This window comes from Microbacterium saperdae, from assembly GCF_006716345.1.
GTDB lineage: Bacteria > Actinomycetota > Actinomycetes > Actinomycetales > Microbacteriaceae > Microbacterium > Microbacterium saperdae.
Genome location: NZ_VFOX01000001.1, coordinates 76,423 through 99,696, shown reverse-complemented (window position 1 = coordinate 99,696; position 23,274 = coordinate 76,423). Strand labels below are relative to the sequence as shown.

At 69.7% G+C, this 23,274-nt stretch carries 25 protein-coding genes; 14 read left to right on the top strand and 11 right to left on the bottom strand.

The genetic code is table 11. From position 1 onward, the window contains the following. Positions 1–118: 118 nt before the first annotated feature. Entirely contained in the window at positions 119–979 is an 861-nt protein-coding gene (locus FB560_RS00495; protein WP_141870566.1) for a fumarylacetoacetate hydrolase family protein, read from the top strand. Then, positions 976–1,728, top strand: a complete 753-nt coding sequence (locus tag FB560_RS00490) for an SDR family NAD(P)-dependent oxidoreductase (protein WP_141870565.1) — start codon at positions 976–978, stop codon at positions 1,726–1,728. Before FB560_RS00495 ends, FB560_RS00490 begins: the two co-directional genes overlap by 4 nt. Positions 1,729–1,876: 148 nt before the next feature. On the opposite strand, the gene FB560_RS00485 is transcribed toward FB560_RS00490, so the two are convergent. Then, complete coding sequence (locus FB560_RS00485; RefSeq protein ID WP_141870564.1) at positions 1,877–2,845, bottom strand: amidohydrolase family protein; 969 nt, start codon at positions 2,843–2,845, stop codon at positions 1,877–1,879. A 46-nt stretch (positions 2,846–2,891) separates the two neighbouring features. Between FB560_RS00485 and FB560_RS00480 the strand changes: the two genes are divergently transcribed. After that, a complete protein-coding gene (locus FB560_RS00480) occupies positions 2,892–3,569 on the top strand; it encodes a FadR/GntR family transcriptional regulator (protein WP_141870563.1) in 678 nt (225 codons plus the stop codon). Between the two features lie 110 nt (positions 3,570–3,679). Here FB560_RS00480 and FB560_RS00475 read toward each other — a convergent pair whose 3' ends face one another. Continuing rightward, positions 3,680–4,342 (bottom strand): transaldolase family protein, encoded by a 663-nt coding sequence (locus FB560_RS00475; RefSeq protein WP_141870562.1) that lies wholly within the window; start codon positions 4,340–4,342, stop codon positions 3,680–3,682. Between the two features lie 123 nt (positions 4,343–4,465). Between FB560_RS00475 and FB560_RS00470 the strand changes: the two genes are divergently transcribed. From FB560_RS00470 to FB560_RS00450, 5 genes are all read left to right on the top strand, one after another. Further along, positions 4,466–5,428, top strand: coding sequence for a ribokinase (locus FB560_RS00470; RefSeq protein ID WP_141870561.1), 963 nt, complete (start codon positions 4,466–4,468; stop codon positions 5,426–5,428). 31 nt (positions 5,429–5,459) lie between these two features. Continuing rightward, the gene (gene rbsD, locus FB560_RS00465) at positions 5,460–5,864 is read left to right on the top strand and encodes a D-ribose pyranase (protein ID WP_141870560.1); all 405 of its coding nucleotides are present in this window, start codon (positions 5,460–5,462) and stop codon (positions 5,862–5,864) included. Between the two features lies 1 nt (position 5,865). Beyond that, positions 5,866–6,714, top strand: a complete 849-nt coding sequence (locus FB560_RS00460; protein WP_229673360.1) for a GntR family transcriptional regulator — start codon at positions 5,866–5,868, stop codon at positions 6,712–6,714. 42 nt (positions 6,715–6,756) lie between these two features. Beyond that, entirely contained in the window at positions 6,757–7,815 is a 1,059-nt protein-coding gene (locus tag FB560_RS00455) for a PLP-dependent cysteine synthase family protein (RefSeq protein ID WP_141870559.1), read from the top strand. A gap of 183 nt (positions 7,816–7,998) precedes the next feature. After that, the gene (locus FB560_RS00450) at positions 7,999–8,514 is read left to right on the top strand and encodes a glycine cleavage system protein R (protein WP_141870558.1); all 516 of its coding nucleotides are present in this window, start codon (positions 7,999–8,001) and stop codon (positions 8,512–8,514) included. A gap of 120 nt (positions 8,515–8,634) precedes the next feature. Here the strand turns inward: FB560_RS00450 and FB560_RS00445 are convergent, their stop codons facing one another. After that, entirely contained in the window at positions 8,635–9,318 is a 684-nt protein-coding gene (locus FB560_RS00445) for a FadR/GntR family transcriptional regulator (RefSeq protein WP_141870557.1), read from the bottom strand. 164 nt (positions 9,319–9,482) lie between these two features. Here FB560_RS00445 and FB560_RS00440 point away from each other — a divergent pair, with 164 nt between their 5' ends. The 4 genes from FB560_RS00440 (at position 9,483) to FB560_RS00425 (ending at position 13,955) form a co-directional block, all read left to right on the top strand. Then, the gene (locus FB560_RS00440) at positions 9,483–10,718 is read left to right on the top strand and encodes an aminotransferase class V-fold PLP-dependent enzyme (protein WP_141870556.1); all 1,236 of its coding nucleotides are present in this window, start codon (positions 9,483–9,485) and stop codon (positions 10,716–10,718) included. A 73-nt stretch (positions 10,719–10,791) separates the two neighbouring features. Beyond that, on the top strand, positions 10,792–12,102 hold the full coding sequence (locus tag FB560_RS00435; protein ID WP_141870555.1) for an ABC transporter substrate-binding protein: 1,311 nt from the start codon (positions 10,792–10,794) through the stop codon (positions 12,100–12,102). Between the two features lie 3 nt (positions 12,103–12,105). Further along, complete coding sequence (locus FB560_RS00430) at positions 12,106–13,053, top strand: carbohydrate ABC transporter permease (protein ID WP_141870554.1); 948 nt, start codon at positions 12,106–12,108, stop codon at positions 13,051–13,053. Next, positions 13,050–13,955 (top strand): carbohydrate ABC transporter permease, encoded by a 906-nt coding sequence (locus FB560_RS00425; protein WP_211349928.1) that lies wholly within the window; start codon positions 13,050–13,052, stop codon positions 13,953–13,955. Before FB560_RS00430 ends, FB560_RS00425 begins: the two co-directional genes overlap by 4 nt. 116 nt (positions 13,956–14,071) lie before the next feature. On the opposite strand, the gene FB560_RS00420 is transcribed toward FB560_RS00425, so the two are convergent. From FB560_RS00420 to FB560_RS00410, 3 genes are all read right to left on the bottom strand, one after another. After that, positions 14,072–15,085 carry an aldo/keto reductase family protein gene (locus FB560_RS00420; protein ID WP_141870553.1) on the bottom strand — a complete coding sequence of 338 codons (1,014 nt, stop codon included), beginning with the start codon at positions 15,083–15,085 and terminating at the stop codon, positions 14,072–14,074. Positions 15,086–15,137: 52 nt separating this feature from the next. Then, on the bottom strand, positions 15,138–15,629 hold the full coding sequence (locus FB560_RS00415) for a hypothetical protein (protein ID WP_141870552.1): 492 nt from the start codon (positions 15,627–15,629) through the stop codon (positions 15,138–15,140). Between the two features lie 78 nt (positions 15,630–15,707). Next, positions 15,708–17,198, bottom strand: coding sequence for an aminotransferase-like domain-containing protein (locus FB560_RS00410; RefSeq protein WP_170197996.1), 1,491 nt, complete (start codon positions 17,196–17,198; stop codon positions 15,708–15,710). Positions 17,199–17,217: 19 nt separating this feature from the next. Here FB560_RS00410 and FB560_RS00405 point away from each other — a divergent pair, with 19 nt between their 5' ends. Then, on the top strand, positions 17,218–17,526 hold the full coding sequence (locus FB560_RS00405) for a hypothetical protein (RefSeq protein ID WP_141870551.1): 309 nt from the start codon (positions 17,218–17,220) through the stop codon (positions 17,524–17,526). Here FB560_RS00405 and FB560_RS00400 read toward each other — a convergent pair. Then, on the bottom strand, positions 17,514–19,178 hold the full coding sequence (locus FB560_RS00400; protein ID WP_141870550.1) for a DUF4407 domain-containing protein: 1,665 nt from the start codon (positions 19,176–19,178) through the stop codon (positions 17,514–17,516). The genes FB560_RS00405 and FB560_RS00400 overlap by 13 nt on opposite strands. A gap of 149 nt (positions 19,179–19,327) precedes the next feature. Then, positions 19,328–19,894: a TetR/AcrR family transcriptional regulator gene (locus FB560_RS00395; protein WP_141870549.1), complete on the bottom strand. Its 567-nt coding sequence runs from the start codon at positions 19,892–19,894 to the stop codon at positions 19,328–19,330. A gap of 65 nt (positions 19,895–19,959) precedes the next feature. Between FB560_RS00395 and FB560_RS00390 the strand changes: the two genes are divergently transcribed. Continuing rightward, on the top strand, positions 19,960–20,520 hold the full coding sequence (locus tag FB560_RS00390) for an NAD(P)H-dependent oxidoreductase (protein ID WP_141870548.1): 561 nt from the start codon (positions 19,960–19,962) through the stop codon (positions 20,518–20,520). A gap of 19 nt (positions 20,521–20,539) precedes the next feature. Here FB560_RS00390 and FB560_RS00385 read toward each other — a convergent pair whose 3' ends face one another. Genes FB560_RS00385 through FB560_RS00375 form a run of 3 tightly spaced genes read right to left on the bottom strand, consistent with a single transcriptional unit; the run spans position 20,540 to position 23,243 of the window. Then, positions 20,540–21,607 (bottom strand): alpha/beta fold hydrolase, encoded by a 1,068-nt coding sequence (locus tag FB560_RS00385; protein ID WP_141870547.1) that lies wholly within the window; start codon positions 21,605–21,607, stop codon positions 20,540–20,542. Next, entirely contained in the window at positions 21,604–22,476 is an 873-nt protein-coding gene (locus FB560_RS00380) for an alpha/beta hydrolase (RefSeq protein ID WP_170197995.1), read from the bottom strand. The genes FB560_RS00385 and FB560_RS00380 overlap by 4 nt, the downstream gene beginning before the upstream one ends. Next, positions 22,473–23,243, bottom strand: coding sequence for a 3-hydroxybutyrate dehydrogenase (locus tag FB560_RS00375; protein WP_141870545.1), 771 nt, complete (start codon positions 23,241–23,243; stop codon positions 22,473–22,475). The genes FB560_RS00380 and FB560_RS00375 overlap by 4 nt, the downstream gene beginning before the upstream one ends. Positions 23,244–23,274: the final 31 nt, after the last annotated feature.

Below are 23,274 nucleotides of genomic sequence, written 5' to 3'. Positions count from 1 at the left end.
GTTCCTCTCCATGCACGGAGAAATCCCGTGCAGACCTCTTGGAGTGTAAACATCCGATGTCTATACTGTCAACGAGACAGGCCGTCGCACGGCGGCTCCCCGACGAATCAGGAGAATCATGAAGTTCGCGCGGCTTGGCGACCCAGGGACCGAGATCCCCGTCCTCATCGAGGGCGACCGCCACCTCGACCTCCGCTCCCTGACATCCGATGTAGACGGCGACTTCCTCGCCGGCGACTTCCGCGCTCGCATCGCCGCCGCGCTGGCCGCCGACGAGCTCCCCGAGCTCGAGGATGCCGCGGCCCTCCGCATCGGCGCACCGATCGCCCGGCCGAGCGCGGTGATCTGCATCGGCATGAACTACGCGGCCCACGCGGCCGAATCCGGCTCGGAGCCGCCGACGATCCCGATCATCTTCCTGAAGACCCCGAACACGGTCGTCGGCCCGAACGATGCGGTCACGATCCCCCGCGGCAGCGAGAAGACCGACTGGGAGGTCGAGCTCGGCATCGTGATCGGCGCCCGCGCCTCCTACCTCGACTCCCCCGAGGAATCGCTCGCCCACGTCGCCGGCTTCGTCACCGCCAACGACGTCTCCGAGCGCGCCTTCCAGATCGAGGTCTCCGGCGGCCAGTGGTCCAAGGGAAAGATCGCCCCGGGGTTCAACCCGACCGGCCCCTGGCTGGTCACCCCCGACGAAGTCGATCACCACGCACTCGGCCTGCGCAGCTTCGTGAACGGCGAGCCCCGGCAGGACTCCAACACGAGCGACATGATCTTCTCGGTCGAGCACATCGTGCACCACCTGTCGCAGTACGTGACCCTGGAGCCGGGTGACCTCATCCTCACCGGCACGCCGCAGGGCGTCGCGCTTTCGGGCAAGTACCCCTACCTCGCCGCCGGCGACGTGGTCGAGATCGAGATCGACGGCCTCGGCCGTCAGCGCCAGGAGTTCGTGGCATGGGAGGCACAGAAATGACCGGTCCACTGGACGGACTCGTGGCGATCGTCACGGGCGGAGCATCCGGGCTCGGTGCCGCGATCGCGCAGCGTCTGCACGACGACGGTGCCCGGATCGCCGTGCTCGACCGCGACACCACTCATGCGGATGAGAAGTTCGCGGCCTTCACCGCCGACGTCTCCGACCGCACCAGCGTCGAAGCCGCCATCGCAGCGGTCGGCGCGCAGTTCGGCCGCATCGACATCGTCGTGAACAACGCCGGCATCGGGGCGCAGGGCGACATCGCCGCGAACGACGACGACGAGTGGGCGCGCGTGCTGTCGATCAACGTCACCGGCATCGCCCGCGTGACAGCGGCGGCACTGCCGTGGTTGCGCCAGTCCCCCGCCGCGGCGATCTGCAACACGGCATCCATCGCCGCGACGACCGGACTCCCGCAGCGCGCCCTGTACAGCGCGTCGAAGGGGGCCGTGGCGGCGCTCACCCGCGCGATGGCCACGGATCACCTGCGCGAGGGCATCCGCGTCAACTCCGTGAACCCCGGCACGGCCGACACCCCGTGGGTCGGCCGCCTGCTGGATTCCGCCACCGACCCGGCCGCCGAGCGCGCTGCACTGGCCGCCCGTCAGCCGCACGGCCGTCTGGTGAGCCCGGACGAGGTCGCCGGCGCCGTCGCATACCTGGTGTCGCCGGCCTCCGGCTCCACGACCGGCACCTTCATCGAGGTCGACGGCGGCATGGCGTCGCTGCGCCCGCGTCCCGAGTAGTCGTCGCGACACCGCCGCCCGCCGCCCGCCCGCCCGCCCGGAGCAGTTGACACCTGTTGACGCACGGAGCGCACCTCAACGGCAACAGGTGCCAACTCGACGCGGCGGGCGGGCGGCCGGGCGGGGGTGCGGGTGAGGCACCTGCACCTCAGCCGCGCAGCCACCCCAGGATGCCGCGGCGGCGCGGCGCAGGATCGGTGAAGACCGTCGGTCGCGCGTCCGTCCGGTAGAAGCTCTCGGCATTGGCCCACATGATCGCGTCGACGCCGTGCCCTCTGTCCGCCGCCCATGCGGCGACGGCATCCGCCCAGCGTGACCTGGCCGTGTACTGATAGGTGGGCGAGCCGTCGGCGGGGGCGTGCGGATCCCCCTCCTCCGCCGGGCCGATGACCGACACGGGCCAGTCGCTCCCCCACATCAGCCGCTCGGGGCCGAAGGCGTCGGCCGCGGCGTCGAGGAACGGCACCAGCTGCCCGGCATCCCAGTCGCCTGCCGCCTCGCCGGGCAGACCGGAGAGCTTGCAGAACACCTCCGGATGCCGCGCCAGCTCGTCGAGGTCGCGCACCCACTCGCTCGTCGGGGCGAGCGGTTCTGCGGCCGTGCCCACCGCGGGCTTGCCGAGGTGATCCAGCACCATCCGCAGCTCGGGGATGGCTCCCGCCAGACGGGCGATCTCGGGCAGCTGGTCGGCACGGACGCAGGCGTCGAAGCTCCATCCGCGCTGCGCGACATCGCGCGCGCCCGTGACGAACGCCGCGGACACCGCGAGTCCGTCCGGTTCGCCCTGCAGATTGTGCCGCACGCCGACGACGAGCGGTTCGGCGGCGAGGCCGTCGAGGTGTGCGACCGTGTCGGATCCGCGGTCGAGCCGCGCCCCGGCGACGATCCCGACGATCCCGAGCGGCTCGGCCATCGTGGTCACCCAGCGCACCTCGTCGAGGAAGCGATCCTCCACGGTCTCGGCCTGCACGAAGACCGACTTCTCGGTCGTGGCATGCTCCAGCCGGGCGTGCTCGAGCTCGGTGTCCGCGAATCGGAACGCGAGCGGGCCCTCCAGCCAGTCGTACTCGAGAAGCTCCGGATCCCAGAGGTGCAGGTGTGAATCGAGAACGCGCATGCGACCATCCTGCCTCAGACATCCGATCAATCGCTAGGATGACGCCATGGCTGTCACAGACGATGCGATCGAGAAGATCAAGGCGATGATCGTGTCGGGCGAACTGGCCCCCGGCGATCGGCTCCCGCCCGAGAAGGAGCTGTCCGACCGCCTCGGCCTCTCCCGCAACTCGATGCGCGAGGCCGTGAAGGCGCTCGAGGTCATCCGCATCCTCGACGTGCGCCGCGGAGACGGCACCTACGTGACGAGTCTGGAGCCGCACCTGCTGCTCGAGGCGATCTCGTTCGTGGTCGACATGCACGACGACGACTCGATGCTCGAGATCTTCGCCGTGCGCCGGATGCTCGAGTCGCAGGCCACGGGCCTGGCCGCCACCCTCGGCAGCGACGACGAGATCGCGGAGCTCGTGAAGGAGGTGGCGAGCATCGACGCCTCGGTCAGCATCGAGGCGCTGGTCGAGCACGACATCCGCTTCCACCGCGAGATCGTGCGCATGGCGGGCAACGCCTACCTCGCGAGTCTGATCGAGCACCTGAGCAGTCAGACCGTCCGCGCACGGGTGTGGCGAGGACTCACCGAGGGCGGGGTGGTGGAGCGCACGCTGTCGGAGCATCGCGCCATCGCCGATGCGATCGCGCTGCACGACTCCGCGCTCGCGACCTCGCTCGCCACGGCCCACATCGCCGGCGTCGAACGGTGGCTGCGGCAGGCGGCATCCGCCTAGCATCCAGGCCCGCGAGGAGTCGCAACGCGCCGCACCACGAACGCGCGGCAGGGCGTGTCTTGACCCCTCGCGCGAGGGGCGCGGGGCGCGAGCGCGGGAGGGGAAGCGCCTCAGGCCCCGAGCCGCACCATGGCCGCGTCGAACTCGGCCGCCGAGCTGTCGCTGACCTCGTGGAACAGCACCTGGTCGATCACATCGGGTGCCGCGGTGAAGTAGGGCACTCCGGCCAGGCGGAGGCCGGTGATGTCATCCGCCGAGCGCAGCGATGCCGCGAGCACGTTCGATCCGCTGCCGGCGCAGACCTCCTGCATGCGCGCGATCACGAAGTCGCCGTCGATGCCCGCGTCGCGCATCCGGCCGAGGTAGGGCGCGATGTAGTGCGCGCCGATCGTCGCGCACGCGAGCGCCTGCGCGATGGAGTAGACGGCGGTGACGAGCACCGTCGCGCCGTCGCGGACCAGAGCGGATGCCGCGGCGAAACCGTCGGCCGTCGCCGGCACCTTCACGGCCACCCGGGGACCGAGCGCACGGATGCCCTCGGCGTTGCGCAGGAAGGACGCGGTGTCGCCGCCCCAGGTCTGGAAGAAGATCTCGCGAGCGCCCTCGGACTCCCACCGCGCATACAGATCGGGGATCTCCGCGGCCGTGCGGCCGCCACGCTCGAGGATCGTGGGGTTGGTCGTGACGCCGTGCACGACGCCGGCGACCAGCAGGCGGGAGACGCGATCGAGGTCGGCGCTGTCGACGTAGAGGCGGGGCGCGATCGAGGTCATCGGGTCTCCTTGCGAGCAACCTGTCGTTACAGGTTCAGCTTCGGCTAATGTAATGACAGCCGCCGACGATGTCAAAGACACCGATGGCGTGCGCGCATGCTGTCGAAGAAGATCAGGAGCGACATGTCCCTCGCACACCCCGCTGACCGTTCCGGCGTCGTCATCGTCGGGAGCGTCACCGCCGATGTGACCACCTTCTCGCAGCGGCTCCCCGCCCGCGGAGAGACCATCCTGGGCGATGAGTTCACCCTGATGCTCGGCGGCAAGGGTGCGAACCAGGCCGTCGCCGCCGGACGCTCCGGTGCCCGCACGAGCTTCGTCGGCTGCGTCGGAGACGACCTGTTCCACGACCTCGTCGTGAACGGACTCGGCGATGCCGGCGTCGACCTCGCCCACCTGCGCACCGTGCCGGGGCCGACCGGCATCGCCCACATCCGCGTCGACTCCTCCGCGCAGAACGACATCGTCATGGTTCCGCTCGCGAACGCCGCGCTGAGCACCGAGCAGATCGACACGGCTCTGGCCGCCCTCGCCTCGACCACCTCGGTGCTGCTCACGCAGCTCGAGACCCCCTCGGCGCTGACCGCCCACATCACCGCCCGCGGACGCGAGCACGGCATGACCGTGATCCTCGACCCCGCGCCCGCAGCGACCCTCCCCGCCGAGGTGTGGCGCAGCATCGACATCGTCACGCCGAACGAGACCGAGGCCACGCTGATCAGCGGCATCGAGGTGACGGATGCCGCCTCGGCCGAACGGGCAGGACGCTGGTTCCTGGCACAGGGTGTCGGCGCCGCGGTCATCACGCTCGCCGGACAGGGCTCGTGCGTCGTGACGGCCGAGGGCGCCACCGTCGTCCCGCCGTTCCCGGTGGAGGCCGTCGACACGACCGCCGCCGGCGACGCCTACGCGGGCTACCTCGGTGCGGCTCTCGCGAACGGGAGCACACTCACGGATGCCGTGCGTCTCGCGACCGCCGCCGGCGCACTGACCGTGACGAAACAGGGAGCCTCCCCCAGCCTGCCGCTGCGGGCCGAGGTCGACGCCTTCCTCGCCGCGCGCGAATCCGCGCCCGTGGCGAACTGATCCGCGTACGCGGCCGACGGAGGAACAACCGATGCGCAAGACAGCAACGACGATCAACCCGGCGCTCTCCCGTGTGATCAGCGAGACCGGGCACACCGATCTGCTGGTGGTGACGGATGCCGGTCTGCCGATCCCGCCCACCTCCGAGCGGATCGATCTCGCCTACCGACCAGGCTCCCCGGCGTTCCTCGACGTGCTCGACACCGTGCTCGCCGAGCTCGTGGTCGAAGGAGCGACGGTCTCGGCCGAGGTCGCGGAGAAGAGCCCAGAGGTCCTCGAGGCTCTGCGGGAACGGTTCGCCGGCATGGGCTTCGAGATCGAGCTCATCCCGCACGTCGAGTTCAAGAAGCTGACCCATCAGGCACGCGCGTTCGTGCGCTCCGGGGAGTTCACCCCCTACGCGAACGTGATCCTGCACGCCGGGGTCGCGTACTGAGATGAGCGAGACGATCACGATGAGCGACACCGACACGATCGGCACCGGCACCGACGCGATCGACCGCCACTCGGCGGCTCCGATGTACGACCAGCTGCGGCAGCTCATCATCGACGGCATCGCCCGTGATGGCCTGCAGCCGGGCGACCCCCTGCCCGGCGAGCACCGCCTGTGCGAGCGCTACGGCATCTCGCGCACGGTCGTGCGTCAGGCGCTCGCGCAGCTCGAGCATGAAGGACTCGTCGAGCGCGTCAAGGGCAAGGGCACCTTCGTCTCGCGCCCACGCACGAGCGAGAGCCTGGTGCACACACTGGTGGGGCTGTACGACGATGTCGAGCGCCGAGGCGGTCATGTCCACAGCGACGTGCTGCGTCATGAGCGCACCACGGCTGACGAGGAGATCGCACTCGCGCTCGACGTACCCGTCGGGTCCCCGGTCGTCGTGCTCGAACGCCTGCGCCACGTCGACGGCGAACCGTGGTCGCTCTCCACGACCTGGATGCCGGAAGCGGTGGGGTCTCTGACCCTCGGCGTCGATCTCGCGGAACGTTCGCTGTACCGGCTGCTGGCCGAGAACGACGTCATCGCGACGAGCGGCGTGCGCTCGGCGGAGGCCACCGTCGCGACCCACGAGCAGGCGCAGCACCTCGGCGTCAGTGCCGGCTCCGCTCTGCTGCGGCTGCGCAGCGTCAGCCGCGGTGAGGACGGTGCGCCGATCGAATACTTCGTGGCGTATCACCGCGGCGACCGGTCCCGCTTCGAGTTCCAGCTGCAGCAGGAGCAGTCGCAGGCATCACTGCTGCACATCGACGGCGACGGCGGCGCCTCCCGCGCCGGCACCGTGAGCTGAGCGGCCTGAGGTTCGGCGCCTCGGACAGGTAGCCTCGTTTCCATGACCTCCTGGACCAGCACCGCGATCGCCCTGCTGGAGGCCGATGCGAACCGCAGTGCCGACACGCACCTGCACCTGTTCCCGCTGCCGCCCGAATGGGGCATCGACCTGTACCTGAAGGACGAGTCGGTGCATCCGACCGGTTCCCTCAAGCACCGGCTCGCCCGCTCGCTGCTGCTCTACGGCCTGGTGAACGGACGCATCCACGAGGACACCACGCTGGTCGAGTCGTCCAGCGGCTCCACGGCCGTCTCCGAGGCGTACTTCGCGCGGATGCTGGGACTGCCCTTCGTGACCGTCGTCCCCCGGTCGACGAGCCAGGAGAAGATCGACCTCATCGAGTTCTACGGCGGACGCTGCCACTTCGTCGACCGCGCGGAGGACATGTCGCCCGAGGCCCAGCGCCTCGCGTCCGACTGCCACGGCCACTACCTCGACCAGTTCACGTTCGCCGAACGCGCGACCGACTGGCGCGGCAACAACAACATCGCCGAGAGCGTGTTCAGCCAGCTCGCCCAGGAGCGGCATCCGATCCCGCGCTGGATCGTCGTCGGCGCGGGCACGGGCGGCACGAGTGCGACCTTCGGCCGCTACGTGAAGTACCGGCGCCACGAGACGCAGATCGCCGTGGTCGACCCGGAGGGCTCCGCCTTCTACGACGGCTGGAAGGGCACACCGGACGCTCCGGCCGGACGCCCGAGCCGCATCGAGGGCATCGGCCGACCGCGCGTGGAGGCGTCTTTCGTGCCGAGCGTGATCGATGAGATGATCCAGGTGCCGGATGCCGGCTCCATCGCCGCGATCCGCCTGCTGCGCGAGCGCACGCTGCACTGGGCAGGCGGCTCGACCGGAACCAACCTGTACGGCGCGTTCCAGCTGATCGCGCAGATGCGGGCGGCCGGAGAGACCGGCAGCGTCGTGACCCTCATCTGCGACAGCGGCATCCGCTATACGGGCACGTACTACTCCGACGAGTGGGTCGCCGGCCAGGGCTGGGACCTCGCCCCGCACCGCGCACGCCTCGACACGTTCCTGGAGTCCGGCGTCTGGGTCGAGTAGCCCCGCGCCCGGACCTCCGTCCCTGGGTCCCTGGGCCTGTCGAAGGGCTCCCTCCTCGCGGCGCCATAACTCCGGAGATCTGTCGACTCTCGTCCCGATTCCGAAGCTCCCTGGCATCCACTACGCGATTCTCCGGAGTTGTGGCACCACCGCTCCCCAGACCCCCCGGGCTACGCTGGCCGCATGACTACTCTGATCCTCACCGTCGCCGGCGCCGACCGCCCCGGCCTGGTCGCAGCCGTCGCCGATGTCGTCGACGCGCACGGTGGAAACTGGGAGAACAGCTCGCTGGCCGAGCTCGCCGGCACCTTCGCCGGCGTGATCGAGGTCTCGGTCCCGGCCGAACGCTCCGACGAGCTGCAGTCGGCCCTGCGGGGCCTGCAGGGACAAGGCCTCCTGACGCTCGCGGTGCTCACCGGTAGCGCCGACGCCGCAGGCGACGAGGACCAGCTGCTCGAGATCCAGGTACTCGGCAACGACCGCCCCGGAATCGTGCGCGAGATCTCCGGCGTGCTGAACGCCCACGCCCTGAGCATCGAGGAGCTGGCGACCGAGACCCGCGATGCCGCGATGGCCGGCGGGCGCCTGTTCGAGGCATCCGTCACCGCCCGTGTGCCGGCATCGGTCGACCTCGACGCACTGCGCGACGACCTCGAGCGCCTGGCCGCCGAGATCCAGGTCGACATCACGCTCGGCTGAGCCGCCTCCGCGCTCCGCGCACCGAAACGGAGACGATCCCGCATCCTGTCGGCGCGCCGTCAGCCGGCGCGCCGCGCTCATCGCACCTCGTCTGGGTTTTCGCGCCCGGCGAGAAGCTCCTCAGTCATCGACGTCGGTGTACTGACGCACCCAGTACTCGGTGTACGCCACGTGCGAGGAGGCCGCAGCGCTCGCGGCAACGGGGTCAGCGGCGGCGAGTCCGCGCAGGATGGCCCGGTGTCCGGCATCCGAATGCAGCTTGAGCTCGGCCGCGTCGTGCGCGTCGGGGATCCGGTACGCCCGAGACCGCGAGCGCAGCACGTCGATCAGGCTCGTGAGCGCCTCGTTGCCGGCGACACGCGAGATGGTCATGTGGAAGTCGTGGTCGAGCCGTGAGTGATCCTCGAAGTCGTCGCTCGCTTCGATCTCGCTGAGGATGCCGTCGAGGCGCTCGATGGTCTCGGAGTCCATGCGGGCGGCGGCGAGCGCGGCGGCATGCGGCTCGAGCACCCGACGCAGCTCGGTGAGTTCCAGCACGCCGGCCATGGGCAGCAGTCCGACCGTGAGCGAGAGGCTGCCGATCAGATCCGCGGCGCGCAGTTCGCTGACGTAGCTCCCGGAGCCGTGGCGGGTGTCGAGAACACCGAGTGCCGCGAGCATCCGGATCGCCTCGCGAAGGGATCCACGCGAGACGCCGAGCCGTTCGCAGAGCTCGCCCTCGCTCGGCAAGCGGTCGCCCGGGCGCAGCGCGCCGTCGGCGATCAGTGCGCGCAATCCGTGAAGCGCCGTATCCAGTGCGCTCATCGTCATCCTCCCCGATGCCGTCCAACCTCCTGCGAGTCTGTCGGATGCTGTCGCCTCGACAAATTCGTATGACAACTATGTTTCATCTTTACCTTTTCATGGCGATTTCGGAACTCCTGTGGCAAAGTTGTGCAACAACTCGCCACTCTCCCCGATGAGGACCTATGCCCGTCTCCCCCTTCCCCGCTCCGCTCACGCTGCACTCCGGCGTCAGGGCGCGGGATGCGTGGCCGCTGGATCCCGGTGTGATCCACCTCAACCACGGGTCGTTCGGCGCGGTGCCCACCGCCGTCGTCACCCATCAGGACGCTCTGCGTCGCCAGGCCGACCTCAGCCCCGTCGAGTGGTTCCCCCGCATCGGCGAACGCGTCCGCGAGGCACGAGAGCGCACGGCTCCCTTCGTCGGCGCGCATGCCGACGACAGCGCCTTCGTGCCGAACGCCTCGGCCGCCGCGACCGTGGTCTACAACGCGCTGCAGCTCGATCGCGACGACGAGATCCTGGTGACCGACCAGGGCTACGGCGCGATCACGATGGGCGCGCAGCGTCTCGCCCGCCGTTTCGGCGCGAGCGTGCGCACGGTCGAGCTTCCGCTGCTCGCCTCCGACGACGAGGTCGTGCAGCACTTCGCCGACGCCCTCACTCCGCGCACGCGCCTGATCGTGGTCGACCAGATCACCTCCCCCACGGCCCGGCTGCTGCCCACCCGCCGCATCGCCGAACTCGCCGCCGCCCACGGCGTGCGCACGCTCGTCGACGGCGCGCACGCCCCCGGCCTCATCGCCGACGCGGCTGCGGTCGCCGGCGGCGACTGGTGGTTCGGCAACCTGCACAAGTGGCCGTGCGCCCCGCGGGGGTCGGCGCTGCTCGTCACGAACGCCGCCGACCGCGACGAGCTGTGGCCGCTGATCGACTCCTGGGCGGCCAACGAGCAGTACCCCGTCCGTTTCGACACCCAGGGCACGATCGACGCGACGACGTATCTGAGCACGCCCGTGGCGATCGACTACATCGAGAGCGAATACGGCTGGGCGAACGCCCGCACAGCGATGGCGGAGCGGGCGGATGCCGGTGCCGAGATCATCGCGGAGGCGCTGCGCCCCTACGGCGACGAGGACCCGCTGACCCCGCTGCCCTCCCCTGTGCCTTCCATGCGCCTCGTGCGGCTGCCGCTCGGACTCGGCGCCTCCCGCGAAGAGGCCGACGAGCTGCGTATGCAGCTGCTCGACGAGACCGGGGTCGAGACGGCGTTCACGAGCTTCCGCGGCGTCGGCTACTTCCGCCTGTCGGCGCACCTGTACACCGAGGCCTCCGACTTCGAGGCCTTCGTGGACCGCTGCGTCCCGCAGATCCTGCAGCGCGCGGGCATCCGCCCTGCTGCATCCCTCGTCATCCCCTGATCGCACCATCCCGCACGACCGCATCACCACCAGACCCGCACCACCCACCACCCACCCAACTGAGAGGCACATCGTGAAGCACAAGATCTTGACGACCGCCGCGGGGTTCGGCACCGTCGCCGTCCTCGCGCTCACCGGCTGCTCGGCAGGAAGCGGTCCGTCCGCGGACGGCACCGTCACCCTGCAGATGGTCGAGAGCCTGACCAACCCCGCCCGCACGGAGCTCATCCGCGGCCTGCTCGACGAGTTCGAGAAGGACAACCCGAAGATCAAGGTCAACCTGGTCTCGCCGCCCACCGAGCAGGCGGATCAGAAGATCCAGCAGATGCTGCAGTCCGGCAAGGGCGTCGATCTCCTCGAGGTCCGCGACATCACGGTCGGTCCGTTCGCGAACAACGGCTGGCTCTACGACCTCGGTCCCGACCTCGAGAAGTGGGACGGCTGGGATGCCCTGACCGACAACGCGCAGTCCGCCTCGGTGGCCGCCGACGGCAAGAGCTACTTCGTCCCCTACGGCTTCTACGGCCTGTCGCTGTTCTACCGCACCGACCTCGTCGCCGACGCGGGCTTCGACGGCCCTCCGCACAGCTGGAAGGACCTGCTCGAGCAGGCCAGCGCCATCCAGGACCCCTCGAACAACATCTACGGCTACGCGTTCCGCGGTGGCGCGAACGCCAACAGCAACGTGGTCGCCGCGATCGAGGCGTACACGATCGACGGGCTCGATGTCGACGACGCGTTCCTGATGGAGGACGGCTCGACGATCTTCGCCGCCCCCGAGGCACAGGACGCCGTCGACGACTACTTCGACCTGTTCAAGGAAGCCTCGCCGCCCTCGGCCGTGTCGTGGGGCTACCCCGAGATGGTCGCCGGATTCACGAACGGCACCACGGCGTTCCTGCTGCAGGACCCCGAGGTCATCGCGACCGTGCAGGACTCCTCGCTCACCGAGGACCAGTGGGACACCGCTCCGCTGCTCGTCGGCCCTTCGGGCAAGGCCGCGCAGCCGCTGGCCGTCGCCGGGTGGGGTGTCGCCGAGAAGAGCGAGAACAAGGACGCGGCCGTCAAGCTGGTCGAGTTCCTGTCCTCCGCCGAGCCGGCGACCGAGTTCGCCCAGGCGAACAGTCTGGTGCCGATCATCGCCTCCGCCGCAGATGACGACTTCTACTCGACCGGCCCGTGGACGAGCTACGTCACCATGACGGAGGACCCGGAGACGTACGTCAACGTGCGTCAGCCGCGCGGGGTCAGCTGGTGGACCGAGTGGATCCAGAAGTCCGACCAGGACGTGCAGAACGTGCTGCTGGGCAACATGTCGACCAGCGACCTGCTCTCCTCGTGGGACACCTTCTGGACCGAGAAGTACGCCGCGGAGAAGGGGTGATCCGTGGCATCCGCACTTCGTGAAGGGGGCTCCGTCGGCACCGCCGGCGGAGCCCCCCGCGGCCCGCGGCGCCGGCCGTTCCGCGGACGCCACGCTCTGACGCTCCTGGCCTTCCTGGCCCCGGCGATCGTGTTCGTCTGCTGGTTCACGTACTGGCCGATGCTGCAGGGCGCCCGCATGGCGTTCCACGACTGGAACCTGTGGGACCTCACGTCGACGCCGTTCGTGGGCTTCGACAACTTCGTGGCCGTGTTCCAGGACCCGGCCTTCCCGGTCGTGGCGTGGAACTCGATCCTCTGGGTGGTCGGCTCGCTCGTGCCGCAGCTCGTGATCGGGTTCCTGATCGCGCTCGCTCTGCGCAAGCGGTTCCGCTTCCGCGGGCTCTACCAGGCGCTCGTGTTCTTCCCGTGGGCGGTGTCCGGCTTCCTGATCGGGATGCTGTTCCGCTGGATGTTCAACGCCGAGTTCGGGGTGGTCAACGACCTGCTCATGAAGGCCGGGCTGATCGACGCACCGCTGCCCTGGCTGGCGGACCCGAAACTCGCGATGTTCGCGGTGATCGTCGCGAACATCTGGTACGGCGTGACCTTCTTCGCGATCATGATCCTCGCGGCGCTGCAGTCCGTCCCGGACGAGATGCTGGAGGCCGCGAGCCTCGACGGCGCCGGCAAGGCCCGTCAGCTGTTCTCGATCATCATCCCGTACATCTCGGTGACGCTCCTGCTCACGGTGCTGCTGCGCGTGATCTGGATCTTCAACTTCCCCGACATCATCTACGCGATGACCAATGGCGGACCGGCCAACCAGACCCACATCATCACCACGTGGATGATCAACTACACCCAGCAGGGCAACTACGGCATCGCGAGCGCGATCGGCCTCATCGTGGTCGCATTCCTGTTCGTGTTCTGCGCCTTCTACCTGATGGCGATGCGGAAGGCTCAGCGATGACCATCACCGGAACCACCGTCACCGAGACCCGGCGTCTCACCGTCCCCGACCTCGCCAAGGCGCCCCGCCCGAAGCGGAAGCTCACCGTGGGCGGCGTGGTGCGCGTCGTCGGTCTGGGCCTCTGGCTCGTGATCACGCTCTTCCCGCTGTACTGGATCGCGCTGACGTCGATCAAGTCACCCGGCACGATCAACAGGTTCCCGATCGAGTACTGGCCCAGCGAGCCCTCGCTCGAGAACTACATCAGCCTGTTCCAGAACAGCTCCTTCGGGGTCTTCCTCGGCAACTCCGCACTCGTGGCGATCATCGCGGGTGCAGTGGCGACGCTGATCGCGTTGCTGAGCGCCTACGTGATCGCGCGCTTCGAGTTCCGCGGCAAGGGCGCGGTGCTGATCGCCTTCCTGCTGACGCAGATGATCCCGGCGTTCATCGCGCTCGGACCGTTGTACTCGATGATGACCGACCTCGGGCTGGTCGACACCAAGCCCGGATTGATCCTGGTCTACATCGCCGTCTGCATCCCGTTCTCCACCGTGATGCTGCGGGGCTTCTTCGAGAACGTGCCCGACGCGCTGGAGGAGGCGGCGATGATCGACGGCTGTTCCCGCCTCGGTGCGCTGGTCCGAGTGCTGGTGCCGGTCATGACCCCCGGCATCATCGCGGCGTTCATCTTCAACTTCGTGAACTGCTGGAACGAGCTGTTCCTGTCGGTCGTGCTGATGAACACGGATGCGAACCGCACGGTCCCGTCGGCGTTGAACGGCTTCATCTCGACGTTCAACATCGACTGGGGTTCCATGAGCGCCGCCGCGGTGCTGACGATCCTGCCGACCATGGTGATGTTCGCGCTCGCGAGCCGCTGGATCGTGCAGGGCCTGACCGCCGGCGCCGTGAAGGAGTAGGGCGCTCGTCTTCGTCGAGACCCACCGGAAACGCCGAGACCCACCCCCGCGCACGTCGGCGGGGGTGGGTCTCGGTGATTCCGGTGGGTCTCGGCACGCAGTGCGCGCGCGGAACCTCAGACCAGGCGCGTCTTCGGCGAGGTCGAGTACGTCGCCTCGGCATCGCGGTTGACCGCGTCGCCCAGGGCGGTGTCGATCGCCGCCAGGGTGTCGGCGTCGAGCTTCACCCCGGACGCCTTGACGGTCTCGGCGAGCTGCTCCGGACGGGATGCTCCGACCAGCGCCGCAGCGATGTTCGGGTTCTGCAGCACCCACGCGATCGCGAGCTGCGGCATCGACAGGCCCGCCTCTTCGGCGATCGGCTTGAGGCGCTGCACGGCGGTGAGGATGTCATCCTGCAGGAAGCTCTTGATGAAGTCCGCGCCGCTGTGCGGGTCGGTCGCCCGCGAGCCCTCGGGCACGGGCTGACCCGGGAGGTACTTGCCGCTGAGCACGCCCTGCGCCATCGGCGACCAGACGATCTGCGAGATGCCGAGCTCCTCGGATGCCGGCACGACCTTGCCCTCGATCACACGCCACAGCATCGAGTACTGGGGCTGGTTCGAGATGAGCTGGATGCCGAGCTGCTTCGCGAGCGCGTGTCCTTCGCGCAGCTGCTCCGCGGTCCACTCCGAGACGCCGATGTAGAGCGCCTTGCCCTGGCGCACGACGTCGGCGAAGGCCTGGAACGTCTCCTCGAGCGGGGTCTCGTAGTCGAAGCGGTGCGCCTGGTACAGATCGACGTAGTCGGTGCCGAGACGCGAGAGCGAGCCGTTGATCGACTCGAGGATGTGCTTGCGGCTCAGGCCGGTGTCGTTCGGGCCCTTGGCGCCGGTCGGGAAGTAGACCTTGGTGAAGATCTCGAGGCCTTCGCGGCGCTGGCCGGCGAGAGCCTTGCCGAGCACGACCTCTGCCGCCGTGTTGGCGTACGTGTCGGCGGTGTCGAACGTGGTGATGCCGACATCGAGTGCCGCATGGACCGTCTTGACGGCCGCGTCGTCACCGACCTGCGAGGCATGCGTGACCCAGTTGCCGTACGTGATCTCCGAGACCTTGAGACCGCTGTTGCCGAGATAGCGATAGTTGACCATGGTCCAACGCTACTGGCTCGCGAACCGCCGGGGGCGGAATCCGTGACCGGTCTCAGCTGCGGGCGAGGGCCAGGTCCGATCGACGGGCCGCCACGACGGCCCCGATGAGGACGACGAGCAGTGACAGGACGCTGATCACGTAGAGCACGAGCGACCAGTGCGAGGCATCTCCGCCACCGATCATGAACGTGTCGGCGAGCGCCATCCCGGGCCCGAAGGCGGCGACGAAGTACGCCGGCGCACCACCGGCCAGCACGGCCAGGAAGCACATCGTCGTGACGATCGGATGCGCGCCCCGCACGATTGCGACCACCGCCACACCGATCGCGAACACAACGCCCGCGCCGAGAATGCCGAGGACCATCGGCTGGCCGACCGCCTCCCCCGCCCCGGACATCCGACCACGGATCTCGTCGAGCGTGAGACCCGGCATCGCGGCGAGCGGATTGAGCACGAGGATCTGCACCGCGGCGAACGCCGCATACAGCGTCACCGCAACCACACCGACGATCGATATCCACACGGTCTGCCGGCGCCTCTTCATGCCCACACCCTAGGCACGCTCGCTGAGAGGTCAGGACACGCCGCGCCCCGCTCTTCCGGCACGGCGTGTCGTGACTCCTCAGGAGATGGTGTCCCGATACTCCCGCCACGCGGCCCCGAGCCGCCAGATGCCCTCGGTGAGCACCTCGTCGGGAGCGGTGAACGGAATGCGGATGTGGTCGTCGGGCGACACGGATGCCGCGAACGCGGCACTGCCGGCGATCGAGACGCCGTGGGTCGCGGCGACGCGGGCCAGTGCGGCGGAGGAGCCGATCGGCAGCGCGACCCACAGCGACAGCCCGCCCCGGGGAGCGTCGTAGCGCCAGTCGGGAAGATGCTCCGACATCAGCTGCTCCAGGAGCCGCAGCCGTTGCTGGTGGATCCTGCTGTTCTCCCGCCGCAGTTCGGCGGCGTGCGCGATGAGGTCGAGGGCGATCAACTGCCCCGGCACGCTCGTGGACTGGTCGGCCAGCTGCCGCGCGCCGCGCAGCCGACGGACGAGAACGGGGTCGGCGCGCAGCCATCCGATCCGCAGTCCCGCCCACGCCCATTTCGACACGGACTCCACCACGATCACCGGGGCGTCCGGCCGCTCGGCGGCGAGCGTGGGCGGAACGACGCCGTCGAAGGAGATCCCCGCGACCACCCTGTCCTCGATCACCGGCACACCGTACTGCGCGGCGAGCGTGGCGAGACGGTGCCGCGCGGCGGCGGGAAGGCGCGTGCCGGTGGGGTTCTGGTGGTGCGGGTTGACCGCGATGAGCACGGGGCGCAGCCGTGCGATCGCGACCTCGAGCGCATCGACGTCCAGGCCGTCCACCCCCATCGGGATGCCGTGCACGGTGCCCCCGCGCAGCCCGACCGAGTCGGTGACTCCCGGCCACGTGACGTCCTCCGCGAGCACGACGTCTCCCGGTCCCACCAGCGCGTTGACCACGAGGCTGATCGCCTGCTGCGCGCCGTGCGTCACCAGGATCTGCTCCGGCGTGGTCGGTGTCCCCTCGGCGCGGTACATCTCGGCGATCAGCTCGCGCAGCACGGGGAGCCCGGCGGGATCCGTCTCCGGCAGGAGTGCCAGGTCGAGCCGGGGCTGGTGGTCGCGGATCAGCTGCACCGCGAGCGCGGGGATCTGCGGCACGGTGCGCAGCAGATCGATCGCGTTGGGCAGCGCGGAGAACAGCGCCTCACCTCGACCGGCCCGCTGCGCCGTGGATGCGGGCACCGCGCTGCCGGCGATGCGGGTGCCGCTCCCCTGACGCCGCTCGACCAGGCCGTTCTCGGCGAGGTCGGCGTAGGCGGCGACCACGGTGCCCCGTGAGACCGAGCTCGCGGCGGCGAGCGCACGCTCGGCAGGCAGACGGTCTCCTGGCCGCAGTTCCCCTCCCGTGATGAGGTCGGCGATGCCACGGGACAGCCGCGACGCGAGTGTGCCGTCGCCGTGCGTCCAGCGCCCGAGGCGGGCGGCGAGCCCCTCGGAGGACACTTCCCCGGCCCGCACGAGCGCGGACGAGGCGCTCGTGGCCGATCCGTGGTCCACTGGCACGACATTGGCCCTGTGATCGGTGCTCATGAGAACCGATTCTGGACCAATGAACACCTTCATCGCCACCAAGACGTCACATCTTGGACCAATCGATCCGGATTGGACCATTGCGGATCTCATCCAGTGGCTCAGCGATGATGCCCGTCAGCACGAGGCCGCTCTGCGGCATCCGCTCGCCCGCATCGAGGCCCTGATCACGGGAGTCCACTGGGCAGGCACCCCGTCGACCATCGCCCTGATCCGCTCCCTCGTCGAGGCTCTCCGTCAGGACCCGGCACTCCGGGGCATGCGGATCCGCGAGCTCGGCCCGCAGCACGCGCCGGAGACGCCGGAGCGGATCCCTCAGCTCGCCTGACCGGCCGGCACCGCACCCACGGCCGGCGCATCCGACTCCGCCGGGCGGACCAGCTGCTCCTGCTCTTCGAGCGTCTGCGCCTGTGCGCGCTTCTCCGCCCGCTCGCGCTCCTGCGCCTCGGCCGTCTCTCGGCGCTCCGCACGCGTCCGCGGTTCGCCGGTGCCGGCATCCGCCTGCATCTCCTGCGACTGCGAGGTCACGATGGCCGCGCGGTCGCGGAAGCCCTCCGCGGTGACCTTGTCGAGAGCGACCTGCTTGCGGATCGCCGCGGCCTTCTCGTACAGGCTCGGGTCGCCGTAGCTCGTGAGCACCTTCACCAGCACGGGGAGCAGTTCGATCATGAAGAACAGCGCCGCGATCAGGATGTGCGCCCACAGGATCGTCGGCTCCTTCTCGCTCAGCCGGTTCAGACCGCTGATCTGACTCAGCAGTCCGATCGCGCCGGCGTTCCCCTGCGCCACGGCATCCGCCCTGGCGTTGTAGGCGGCGAGCGCCTGGTCGTACGTGGTGCGAGCGGCCGGCAGCTGCGCCTGCGCCTGCTCGCGGTTCTGCGACTCCGACGAGGTGGTGTTCTCCTTGGCGGCGGTACCGGCGGCGGCGAGCTCCTCGTTGGCGGTGCGCAGCTGGGCGGCCAGCGCGTCGTAGGTCTGCTGCGCTTCCGCGAGCTGGGCCTTCGCGGCGTCAGAGCTCGCGCCCTCGCCGTTCACGCCGGTGCATCCGGGGACTGTTCCTGCGCCCTCGCCGGTGAGCTCGCACTGGTAGAGCGTGCGCGCCTGGTCGATGACCTCCTGCTGCGCGGTCATCTTCGCGGTGACGTCGTCGACCGTGGCCTGTGCGGCCGACTCGGTCGCCGACGACGAGTCGGTACCGGCGACGATGCCCGTCGCCGCCTGGTTCTCCAACTCGGCGACACGGGCGGTCGCGGCATCCAGTGCGATCTTCTCGGGGCCGCTCTCGAGCGCCTCCTGGTCGGACTGCGACTGCGTGATGTTGGTCGAGGCGACCTCACGGGCGATGTCGTTGTGGAAGATCTGCAGCACGAGCGGCTCGGCGACCACGAAGCCGATGATCGCCGCCATGATCACACGCGGGATGGCGAGACCGATGAGGCGCCAGACGTTCCTGGTGGAACTCATGGTCGACGTCAGGAAGCGGTCGAGGTTGAAGATGATCAGCGCCCACACGACCGCGAGCGGCACGGCCAGCCACACGGCCGCCTGCACGCCGGTCGTCAGGGCGAACAGCATCGAGATCGCCGAGACCAGCGCGGTTCCGGCGAGTACGAAGAACATCTGCACGAAGCGCGGTGTCTCGCCGGGCACGCGGTCGAGGATCTCGCCCTCCGCGCCACCGAGGATCGCCAGCGTCCTGGCCCGGGATCCGGGGGCGCGGGGCTTCCGGACACGACGGGCCCGCGGCGGACGCGGCGGCTTCACGGGCGCAGGAGCTTCGGCGGCATCCGAAGCGGCATCCGGATCCGGGGTCACGTCGGACCGCGCGGAGACCGGGGTCTCTTCGGGCTGCTCGTCGGCGCCGGTGGGCTCGAACTCACGCAGGAAGTCGAGGTCATCCGTGTCGGCGTTCGGGTCGCTGTCGAGGATGATCCGACCCTGCGAGTCGAAGCGACCCGGTCGGTGGGCGGAATAGGGCATCAGACCAATGTAGGGAAGCATCCCTGTGCATCGGTTGGAAGAGTCCTGCGAACCATTCACAGGATTGGTTCGCTCCCGTCGCGGAAAAGCACCGGTCGTCCGCGATTTCGGTGCTCTCGCGCTCGGAGGCCGGACGGACAGGCCGCGGCTCAGTCCAGCAGCCGGTCCACGGTCGAGGCGTGCGCGGCGAGCGCGTCGTCGAGCGTGAAGTGGCCGGCGGCGGCCAGGGTTCCCAGTCCGTGGATCAGCCCCCACAGGGAGACGACGTCGCCGGGGCGGTCGAGCCCCGCCGTGACCGCCGCTTCGGCGAGCACCGCCTCGAGTCCGTCGATCAGCGGCGCCATGGTGGCGGTCGGCGAGCCGGGAACGCAGACGGTCGGATCGTAGACCGCGTCGAAGGCGTGCGGATGCTCCACGGCGAAGCGGATGTACGCGGAACCCCCATCGATCAGCAGCTCCCTGGGCGTCTTCGCCCCGGATGCCGCGGCGCGCACCTGCGCCAGGAGATCGGCCATGCTGCGCTCGGCGATCGCCTTGAGCAGACCCAGTCGATCGGCGAAGTGGTGGTACGGCGCGTTGTGGCTCACATTCGCGGCTCTGGCGACTTCGCGCAGGCTGATGTCGGCTGCCGGCATCCGCTCCAGCAGCTGCATCGCGGCATCCTCCAGAGCTCGGGCGAGGTCTCCGTGGTGGTAGCCGTCCTTCGAACTTGACATGCGCAACATCATCTCCTATCTTGACAGTGTCCACCTGCTTGACAGTGTCCAGATAGGAACCGCGCATGTCCGCTCTCGTGATCGACGGCCACCCCGACGCCCGCTCTCTGACCGCCTCGCTCGCGCAGCGTTATGCCGCGGGGCACGGCGACGCCCGCGTGCTCGCGCTCCGGGATCTCGACTTCGATCCGCACCTGCGCTTCGGCTACCGCGAGCGGATGACGCTCGAGCCCGACCTCGTCGACGCCAAGCGCGCGCTCAGCGAGGCCGACACCATCGTCGTCACGACACCGCTGTGGTGGGGATCCGTGCCCGCCGTGCTGAAGGGCTTCTTCGACCGCGCCCTGCTCCCCCAGCAGGAGTACCGCTACACGAAGCTCGGCCTGCCGGTGGGGCTGCTGCCCGCTCGCCGCGGACGCCTGCTGCTGCTCGCCGACACCCCCTGGTTCGCGGCACCGTTCACCGGACTGCCCGCGCAGACCCACGTCGCCCGCAACACGATGCGACTGTGCGGCATCCGCTCCGTGCGCACGCATCGGATGCTGGGCGTCAAGGATGCCACCGAGCCCACCGTGAGCCGCTGGCTCGACCGTGCCGAACGGCTCGGTGCCGCCGACGCCCGCTGAACTCTACGCGCCCCGTCCCTCACACCCCGATGTGCGCAGCCAGCTCGCGGTCGAAGATCTGCGGCTCGTCGAGGTGCGGGGCGTGCCCGGCTTCGGGGAGGGCGACTTCGCGGTACGTGCCACCGGCGGCGGCGTATCGGTCGAGCACGGCACGGGTCTGAGCGATCATGGGCTGCGGGGGTGCGACGTCGGCACCCGGCCACCCCGGGATCACTCCGAGCAGCCCCAGCTGGTTGAGGTCGAAGAAGGAGGCATCCGACACGATCGCGTCCTTCTCCCCGCGCACCCAGAGGATCGGAGGCTTCACGGCGAGGTCGACGATGCCCGAGACGTCCAGGTGCTGCGGGGCCATGGTGTTCAGCACTCCGCGGGTGCCGGCGGCGAATCCAGGCCAGTTCTCCGAGGCCACGCCGTCACCGGGGTAGTTGTCGACGCCGGTCTTGGTGGTGAGCATCGAGGCCACCCAGGCGTCCTCGTTCGCCACCTGCCGCTCGGGCTGCGCGACGTAGGCCGTGCGATACACGGTGCGCGGCGAGGTCTGCTCCTCGGCGGTGGTGTCTCCGCCCTGCAGCCGCGCGACGAAATCGGGGTTCGCGCCACCGCCGCCCGTGCCCGCACCGTCGGCGTCGTTGCGCGCACCGTCGACACCGTGCGTGCCGCCGAAGCCGTAGGGAGACACCGGTGACTCGAGCGTGAGCGACTGCACGCGTTCCGGGGCGTCGAGCGCGACCTGCAGCACGACGCCGCCGCCCATGCTCCAGCCCACGAGGTGCACCGCATCGAGGTCGAGGGCATCGAGCACGGCCCGCACGTCGTCGGCGAAGTCGCGCAGCCCGCGCGTGGCATCCACCGGCTTGGTCTCGCTGTCACCGAACCCGCGCAGATCGATCGCGAGCGCACGCACCCCCGCAGGAAGAGCGAGCATGGTCGGCTGGTAGAAGTGCGACGACGAGACGTTGCCATGCACGAACACCACGGTTGCGGTCGGCGCCGCGCGGTCGGCCGCCGGACGCTCCAGCACGTTGGCGGTGTAGCGGGCGGTCTCGATGCGGTGGGCATCGATGCCATCGAACAGGGCAGCGGTCATGGCGACTCCTTCGTCGGATTCTCGGGTGAGGGTGCAGAGGATGCCGCCGCCGCGACCTGAGCGGCACCCCGGTCGGCGAACAGGATCGTGTAGTGGTTCACGTCGTCGACCTCGACGATCATGAGATCGCGTACGAGCCCGCGAAAGCCCTCGAGTGCCCCCGGCGCGTACAACGGCTCCGCGTCGGTCAGACCGCGCGGGGCGCGCAGCACCGTCACCGGCATCCGCAGTGAGCGGAGCGCGTCGACGTACCAGTCGGGGCCGTAGAGCTCGGCGCCGTCCTGGAGCATCGCCGCGGGGACCGTGGACGGCCGACGGTGGGGCGGTTCGCCGTCGAGGTCGTAGCGTGCATAGGACTCCACGGCGGGCGACCAGTCCCGGAGGAACGCCGGATGCCGTCGCCAGAAGTCGAGGTACGCGTCGTCGTCGGCGAACTCCATCGACAACCGCTGCGCGGCGGGCCCCAGCAGTGCGCCGATGTCGAGACCCTCGGCGCTCGTCACGCCCACCGGCAGCGCGAGCGGGAATCCTCCGTCGACCAGCACCAGGCGGTCGACGAGGTCAGGGCGCGCCCCGGCCAGAGCGACCGCGACGAAGGCTCCCATGGAGTGCCCGAGCACAATCCGCGCTCCTCCGCCGTCGGCGTCGAGCACCGCGGCCAGGTCGAGCGCGTGCTGCTGAAGTCCGTACGGGCCGGGCAGACCGTTGCTGCGGCCACGGCCGCGCAGATCCGGGGCGAGCACGCGATGCTGCGGCAGGTGCGCGGCGACGGTCTCCCATGACCGCCCGTTCGCCGTGATGCCGTGGATCGCGAGCAGCGCCGGCCCGGCATCCGAGGGTCCGAACGTCGAGACGGTCAACCCGCTCATCGCGCGCTCCATCCGCCGTCCATCGCGTACGAGGCGCCTGTCACCGACGCCGCGGTGTCTCCGCAGAGCCAGAGGGCGAGATCCGCGACCTCCGCCGGCTCCAGCAGCCGCTTGATCGCGGACTCGACGAGCATGACCTTCTCGACCACCTCGGCTTCGGGGATGCCGTGCACCCGCGCCTGGTCGGCGATCTGCTTCTCGACCAGTGGCGTGCGCACGTAGCCGGGGTTGAGGCAGTTGCTGGTGACACCGTGCGCAGCACCCTCCAGGGCGGTGACCTTCGAGAGCCCTTCCAGCGCGTGCTTCGCGGTGACATAGGCGGATTTGAACTCGCTCGCACGGATGCCGTGCACCGAGCTGATGTTGACGATGCGCCCCCACCCGCGGGCATACATGCCCGGCAGCACCGCTCGGGTGAGCAGGAAGGGCGCGGTGACCATGATGTCGAGCATCCGTCGGAAGATCAGCGGGTCGAAGTCGACGATCGGCGCGACTGTCTGGATGCCGGCGTTGTTCACCAGGATGTCGGCATCGAATGCGCGGGCGGCGAGGGCGTCGAGATCGCCGAGGTCGATCACGAGAGCTTCCCCGCCGACCGAGGCGGCCACGCGTGCGGCGCCGTCCGCGTCGCGGTCCGCGACCAGTACCTGCGCGCCCGCGTCCGCGAGCGCGGCGGCGCACGCGGCACCGATCCCGCTGGCCGCTCCCGTGACGAGAGCGGTCCGGCCCTTCAGATCCGTGCCGCGTGCGGTCCCCAGCGGCGTCATCGTCTGTGCTTCTGCGCCGTCGCCATGACTG

Excerpts from the sequence above, each read along its gene's own strand:
- FB560_RS00415 (WP_141870552.1), bottom strand. The coding sequence starts at position 15,629 with ATGAAGAGGCGCCGGCAGACCGTGTGGATATCGATCGTCGGTGTGGTT.
- FB560_RS00380 (WP_170197995.1), bottom strand. The coding sequence starts at position 22,476 with ATGAGCGGGTTGACCGTCTCGACGTTCGGACCCTCGGATGCCGGGCCG.
- FB560_RS00410 (WP_170197996.1), bottom strand. The coding sequence starts at position 17,198 with ATGAGCACCGATCACAGGGCCAATGTCGTGCCAGTGGACCACGGATCG.
- FB560_RS00395 (WP_141870549.1), bottom strand. The coding sequence starts at position 19,894 with ATGTCAAGTTCGAAGGACGGCTACCACCACGGAGACCTCGCCCGAGCT.
- FB560_RS00440 (WP_141870556.1), top strand. The coding sequence starts at position 9,483 with ATGCCCGTCTCCCCCTTCCCCGCTCCGCTCACGCTGCACTCCGGCGTC.
- FB560_RS00485 (WP_141870564.1), bottom strand. The coding sequence starts at position 2,845 with ATGCGCGTTCTCGATTCACACCTGCACCTCTGGGATCCGGAGCTTCTC.
- FB560_RS00490 (WP_141870565.1), top strand. The coding sequence starts at position 976 with ATGACCGGTCCACTGGACGGACTCGTGGCGATCGTCACGGGCGGAGCA.
- rbsD (WP_141870560.1), top strand. The coding sequence starts at position 5,460 with ATGCGCAAGACAGCAACGACGATCAACCCGGCGCTCTCCCGTGTGATC.
- FB560_RS00470 (WP_141870561.1), top strand. The coding sequence starts at position 4,466 with ATGTCCCTCGCACACCCCGCTGACCGTTCCGGCGTCGTCATCGTCGGG.
- FB560_RS00425 (WP_211349928.1), top strand. The coding sequence starts at position 13,050 with ATGACCATCACCGGAACCACCGTCACCGAGACCCGGCGTCTCACCGTC.
- FB560_RS00450 (WP_141870558.1), top strand. The coding sequence starts at position 7,999 with ATGACTACTCTGATCCTCACCGTCGCCGGCGCCGACCGCCCCGGCCTG.
- FB560_RS00375 (WP_141870545.1), bottom strand. The coding sequence starts at position 23,243 with ATGACGCCGCTGGGGACCGCACGCGGCACGGATCTGAAGGGCCGGACC.
- FB560_RS00390 (WP_141870548.1), top strand. The coding sequence starts at position 19,960 with ATGTCCGCTCTCGTGATCGACGGCCACCCCGACGCCCGCTCTCTGACC.
- FB560_RS00420 (WP_141870553.1), bottom strand. The coding sequence starts at position 15,085 with ATGGTCAACTATCGCTATCTCGGCAACAGCGGTCTCAAGGTCTCGGAG.
- FB560_RS00385 (WP_141870547.1), bottom strand. The coding sequence starts at position 21,607 with ATGACCGCTGCCCTGTTCGATGGCATCGATGCCCACCGCATCGAGACC.
- FB560_RS00400 (WP_141870550.1), bottom strand. The coding sequence starts at position 19,178 with ATGCCCTATTCCGCCCACCGACCGGGTCGCTTCGACTCGCAGGGTCGG.
- FB560_RS00495 (WP_141870566.1), top strand. The coding sequence starts at position 119 with ATGAAGTTCGCGCGGCTTGGCGACCCAGGGACCGAGATCCCCGTCCTC.
- FB560_RS00475 (WP_141870562.1), bottom strand. The coding sequence starts at position 4,342 with ATGACCTCGATCGCGCCCCGCCTCTACGTCGACAGCGCCGACCTCGAT.
- FB560_RS00445 (WP_141870557.1), bottom strand. The coding sequence starts at position 9,318 with ATGAGCGCACTGGATACGGCGCTTCACGGATTGCGCGCACTGATCGCC.
- FB560_RS00455 (WP_141870559.1), top strand. The coding sequence starts at position 6,757 with ATGACCTCCTGGACCAGCACCGCGATCGCCCTGCTGGAGGCCGATGCG.
- FB560_RS00480 (WP_141870563.1), top strand. The coding sequence starts at position 2,892 with ATGGCTGTCACAGACGATGCGATCGAGAAGATCAAGGCGATGATCGTG.
- FB560_RS00460 (WP_229673360.1), top strand. The coding sequence starts at position 5,866 with ATGAGCGAGACGATCACGATGAGCGACACCGACACGATCGGCACCGGC.
- FB560_RS00405 (WP_141870551.1), top strand. The coding sequence starts at position 17,218 with ATGAACACCTTCATCGCCACCAAGACGTCACATCTTGGACCAATCGAT.